The organism is Deinococcus sp. (assembly GCF_018260405.1).
GTDB lineage: Bacteria > Deinococcota > Deinococci > Deinococcales > Deinococcaceae > Deinococcus.
Genome location: NZ_JAGLBG010000058.1, coordinates 11,334 through 15,884, shown reverse-complemented (window position 1 = coordinate 15,884; position 4,551 = coordinate 11,334). Strand labels below are relative to the sequence as shown.

Here is a 4,551-nt window from a genome sequence, read left to right as displayed (position 1 = left end):
TGCAGTATCACGGCGCGGTCAGTGACCTGTTCAAGGAAAATCAGGGGGTGGTGGTGCGTGGGCACTTCCAGGGCGAAACCTTTTACGCCAACGATCTGGTTGTGAAGCACAGCGAGGAATACCAGGTGCCCAAGACCCAAGACGATCTCAAGAAGATGCTTCAGGACAGCAAGTAACCTGATGACGGCTCCTGCTTCCGCTGAGCGCCCCAGGCGCTCTTGGCCCCGGTTCTTGCCGCCGCTGCTGGCCTTTCTGGTCGTGGCGTTGCTGGGCTGGCTGCTGCTGAGGCCCGCGCCACAGGCCCCCGCGACCAGTTCGCTGATCGGTCGGGCGGCCCCCGATTTCACCCTCAACACGCTGGACGGCCAAACGGTGCAGCTCTCAAAGCTGCGCGGGCAGCCGGTCATCCTGAACTTTTGGGCGTCGTGGTGCGGCCCCTGCCAGGAAGAAGCGCCGCTCTTTCATGAACTGGGCACCCGGCAGGCGGCACAGGGTTTCAAGGTGGTGGGCGTGCTGTTTCAGGAAACCGATGAAGCTAGTGCCCGGCAGTTCATCGCGCAGCATGGCCTGAATTACGCCAATGCCCAGGACAAAAGTGCAGATACGGCCATCGCTTACGGTATCGCCGGGATTCCGGATACCTTTTTTATCGACGGAGCGGGCAAGGTGCAGCACTTTGACCGGGGCGGCCTGAACCGTGAGCGCCTGAACGTGGGCCTGGAAAAGCTCGGCCTGCCCAAATTGTGAAGCGGCCATGAAAGTCACGCGCCGCGCCCTGCTGGAACGCTGGTGGCTGCTGCCGGTGGCAGGCACCTTTGGGGCGTTCGGATATATGGGCTGGTATGCCACTCGGGTCACTTTCGGTAAGCGGAGCGCGGCAGCCCCGGCGTTTGAGGCGGGCGCGGCCCAGAAAATCGCCGCGCTGAGCGACCTGAACACCGACTGGGCCGAGGTTAATTTCAGGTACGCGGGCCGCCCCTGCACGCTGCTGCGTATGCCTGCTGAGGTCGCCGGGGGCCTCACGGTGGGTGGGCAGCACTACGCGGCATTTTCACGCGTCTGCACGCACCTGGGCTGCACGGTCAACCTCGTGCGCGACGAAGAAGTGCTGGCGTTTGCCTTCAACTACCGCCCGCCGCAGGGACAAGGCCACCCACAACTGGGGTGCCGCTGCCATTTCAGCGTGTTTGACCCCATGCAGGCGGGTGCGGCGGTGTTCGGCAAGGCCAACGCGCCCCTGCCCCGCGTGCGGCTGGAGCGGCGCGGCCCTGACCTGTACGCTACTGGCATTGAACCCGCGCCCTAAGGGGCTGCCGGGTACAGTTGCGCTTATCCGGGAAAAGCACCCAGGTGGCCTATACTTCCCTCAGCTACACCCGCCAGCTCCTTAACCGGGAGCTGCTTATGAGCGTAGATTTAGGTGTAGACCTAATCGGCACTGGTTTTTTGCCGTGCTTACCCTGCTGAGGAGTTGCGGCGTTCCTACAGCAGTGGGCTGAAACCGTTCGCCAGTGTTGGCCGCTTCCCCGCGTCCGTCGCTTGGGGCGCTAAAGTCTGGACTATCCACCGGGCCATTCAAAGCAAAGGAGAAAACCCATGACCGACACGACTGTTCAGGCCAACCCAGCTCAGGCGAACGCAGCTCAGGCCAGCCCCGAAACTGTCATGCAGGAAGTCGTCGCCTGGAGGCGGCACCTGCACCAGCACCCCGAACTCTCGTTTCACGAGCACGAAACCGCCCGATTCGTGCAGGAGCAGTTGCAGAAGCTGCCCAATCTGACTATCTCACGGCCCACCGAAACCAGCGTGCTGGCCGTCCTTAAGGGTACGGCTGGGGCTGGGCGCACTGTGCTGCTACGGGCCGATATGGACGCCCTGCCCATCGAGGAAGAAACGGGTCTGGAATTCAGCTCGCAAAACCCCGGAGTGATGCACGCTTGCGGGCACGACGGCCACACGGCGATGCTGCTGGGCGCGGCCAAACTGCTCTCGGGGCATCCGGAACAGCTGCGCGGCGAGGTGCGGTTTATCTTCCAGCATGCCGAGGAATCTTTTCCGGGCGGGGCGCAGCAACTGGTCGACGCCGGAATCATGGACGGTGTGGACGTGGTGGTGGGCGAACACCTGATGAGTCCGGTGCCGACGGGCGTGGTGGCGATTCAGGGCGGGCCGCTGCTGGCGTCGTCCGACGGCTTCGAGCTGATTCTTCAGGGCAAGGGCGGTCATGCGGCCAGCCCGCACCAGACCATCGACCCGGTAATCGTGGCGGCGCACATTGTGGTGGCGCTGCAAAACGTGGTGTCGCGCCAGCTCGACCCGGTGGATACGGCGGTGATCACAGTGGCGACCATTCATGGCGGCAACGCCAAGAACGTGATTCCCGATACCGTCACGCTGGGAGGCACGGTGCGTTCCTTTGACGAGAACGTGCGCCAGGAGCTGCCCAAAAAGATCGAGCAGATCATCAAGGGCGTGTGTGACACTTTTGGCGCGACCTACACGCTCAAGTACCAGATGGGCTACCGCGCCACCGTCAACGACCACGACGTGGCCCGCGAGTTGCGGGAGATGGCCCGCGAGGTGCTGCCGGAAGTGCAGGTCGCGCAGGGCAAACCCCAGATGGGCAGCGAGGATTTCAGCGCTTATATGACCAAGGCCCCCGGCACCTTCATCGCCATTGGCGCGGGCGGGCCAGGCGCGGCCCCGCACCACCATCCCAAATTCACTGTAGATGAGCGGGCGCTGGAGCATGGCGTAAAGCTGTACGTCGGCGCGGCTAAGAAATTGACCCAGCCCGCTAGGTAAACGTTAAAGAAAAAGGGAGCGGAGGCGTTGGCCCCTGCCCCCTTATGTTTTAGGCCCCAGCTGGTCGCTGTCTTGACCAAAACGGCTTCTTGGTCAGAACGGCACCCGTATGGGGCCTGACCGCACCCATGATGGGGCCTGGTCGCTTCCCCACTGCGAGTGGAATGGAGCGGAATACGTATCAGCTGTTGTGCAGCACGTTCATAATGTCCCCGTCTTTCATGACATACTCTTTGCCCTCGGTGCGAACCCAGCCTTTGCTCTTGGCGGCAGCCCAGCCCCCGGCCTCGACCATCTTGTCCCACTCGATGACCTCGGCCCGGATAAAGCCGCGTTGCAGGTCGCTGTGGATTTCTCCAGCAGCCTCGGGCGCGGTTTCGCCCTTGCGAATCGTCCAGGCGCGAACTTCCTTTTCGCCGCTGGTGATGAAGGTCATCAGGCCCAGGGTTTCGTAGCCCACCTTGACGAGCTGGTCGAGGCCACTTTCCTCAACCCCCAGGTCGTGCAGGAACTCGCGGGCCTCGTCTTCGGGCATCTCGGCCAGTTCGCCCTCGATCTGAGCACTGATCTTGACCACTTGCGCGCCCTCTTTGGCGGCGTACTCGCGCACCTGTTTGACGTATTCATTGTCCTCGGTCAGTTCGCTTTCGCCCACGTTAGCGACATAAATCACCGGCTTAGTGGTAATCAGGCCGAAGTCCTTGGGCACTTTGCCCTCGACCTGGGCATTGCGGGCAGGTTCGCCCTTTTCCAGCACCTTCAGGAACGCCTCGGCCATTTCCAGCTGCTCCTTGGCTTCCTTGTCGCCGCCTTTGGCTTTCTTGGAGAGGCCCTGCACGCGCTTTTCGAGGCCCCCCAGGTCGGCCAAAATCAGCTCGGTGTTGATGGTCTCGATATCGTCGAGGGGGTCGACCTTGCCCGCCACATGAATCACGTTGCCGTCCTCGAAGCAGCGCACCACGTGGGCAATCGCGTCGGCCTCGCGGATGTTCGCCAGGAACTGGTTGCCCAGGCCCTCGCCCTTGCTCGCTCCTTTGACCAGCCCCGCAATGTCCACGAATTCCACGAAGGTCGGAATAATTGGCGGCACGCGCTCGCCCTTGGTAAACACCTTGCTCAGGGCGCTGAGGCGCTCGTCGGGAACGGTCACGCGGCCTACGTTCGGCTCGATGGTGGCGAAGGGGTAGTTGGCGGCCAGCGCCCCGGCGCGGGTGATGGCATTAAACAGTGTTGATTTACCCACGTTGGGGAGGCCGACGATTCCAATTGCAAGTCCCATGATGTTTTCTCCTTGACCCGCCAGCAGGCGGCAACCCTGACAGTTTACGGGATGAAAGGGCGGCAGCCGCCCTACTCTACGAACGGTCTGTTTCGTTGACGTCCCGCCACTACGCCGGGGCAACCCCACACCCGGAACCCGTCTCCCTCCTGCTCGCCCGCAGCGCCGCTTTACAAGTCCGCTCGGCTTAGAGCAGTGCTCCGAACTATGGGCACGTCGGAACAACACCGCCGCCCCCTTCATTCTACGTCCTGCTCTTGTTTTTCACTCGTCCCACTCGGCAAAAAGATGGTCAAAAGAGCACCATGTTTTTGCAAAATGCTCTAAATCCGAAACGGCGTGGTTCAATCGGTAGTTCGTATTACTTGTTAAGCGCCGCGAACGCATCGGGCCGATTGAGCACACGCCAGTTCAGCTTGGTTGGCCCGCTGACCGAGGCTACACTTTCCGTGGCGCAGTCGTATTTG

Annotated in this window: 5 protein-coding genes; 4 read left to right on the top strand and 1 reads right to left on the bottom strand. The window is 62.1% G+C overall.

Annotated elements, in window-relative coordinates; all coding sequences use genetic code 11:
* The 4 genes from QZ269_RS08545 to QZ269_RS08530 form a co-directional block, all read left to right on the top strand.
* The coding region (locus tag QZ269_RS08545) for a cytochrome c maturation protein CcmE (RefSeq protein ID WP_291426290.1) at positions 1 to 176 on the top strand (176 nt) is incomplete at its 5' end.
* A 4-nt stretch (positions 177 to 180) separates the two neighbouring features.
* The gene (locus tag QZ269_RS08540; RefSeq protein WP_291426287.1) at positions 181 to 747 is read left to right on the top strand and encodes a TlpA disulfide reductase family protein; all 567 of its coding nucleotides are present in this window, start codon (positions 181 to 183) and stop codon (positions 745 to 747) included.
* Positions 748 to 754: 7 nt separating this feature from the next.
* Positions 755 to 1,306, top strand: coding sequence for a Rieske 2Fe-2S domain-containing protein (locus tag QZ269_RS08535; RefSeq protein ID WP_291426285.1), 552 nt, complete (start codon positions 755 to 757; stop codon positions 1,304 to 1,306).
* Positions 1,307 to 1,596: 290 nt separating this feature from the next.
* Positions 1,597 to 2,805, top strand: a complete 1,209-nt coding sequence (locus QZ269_RS08530) for an amidohydrolase (protein WP_367272254.1) — start codon at positions 1,597 to 1,599, stop codon at positions 2,803 to 2,805.
* Positions 2,806 to 2,986: 181 nt separating this feature from the next.
* Here the strand turns inward: QZ269_RS08530 and ychF are convergent, their stop codons facing one another.
* Positions 2,987 to 4,084, bottom strand: a complete 1,098-nt coding sequence (gene ychF, locus QZ269_RS08525) for a redox-regulated ATPase YchF (protein ID WP_291426283.1) — start codon at positions 4,082 to 4,084, stop codon at positions 2,987 to 2,989.
* Positions 4,085 to 4,551: the final 467 nt, after the last annotated feature.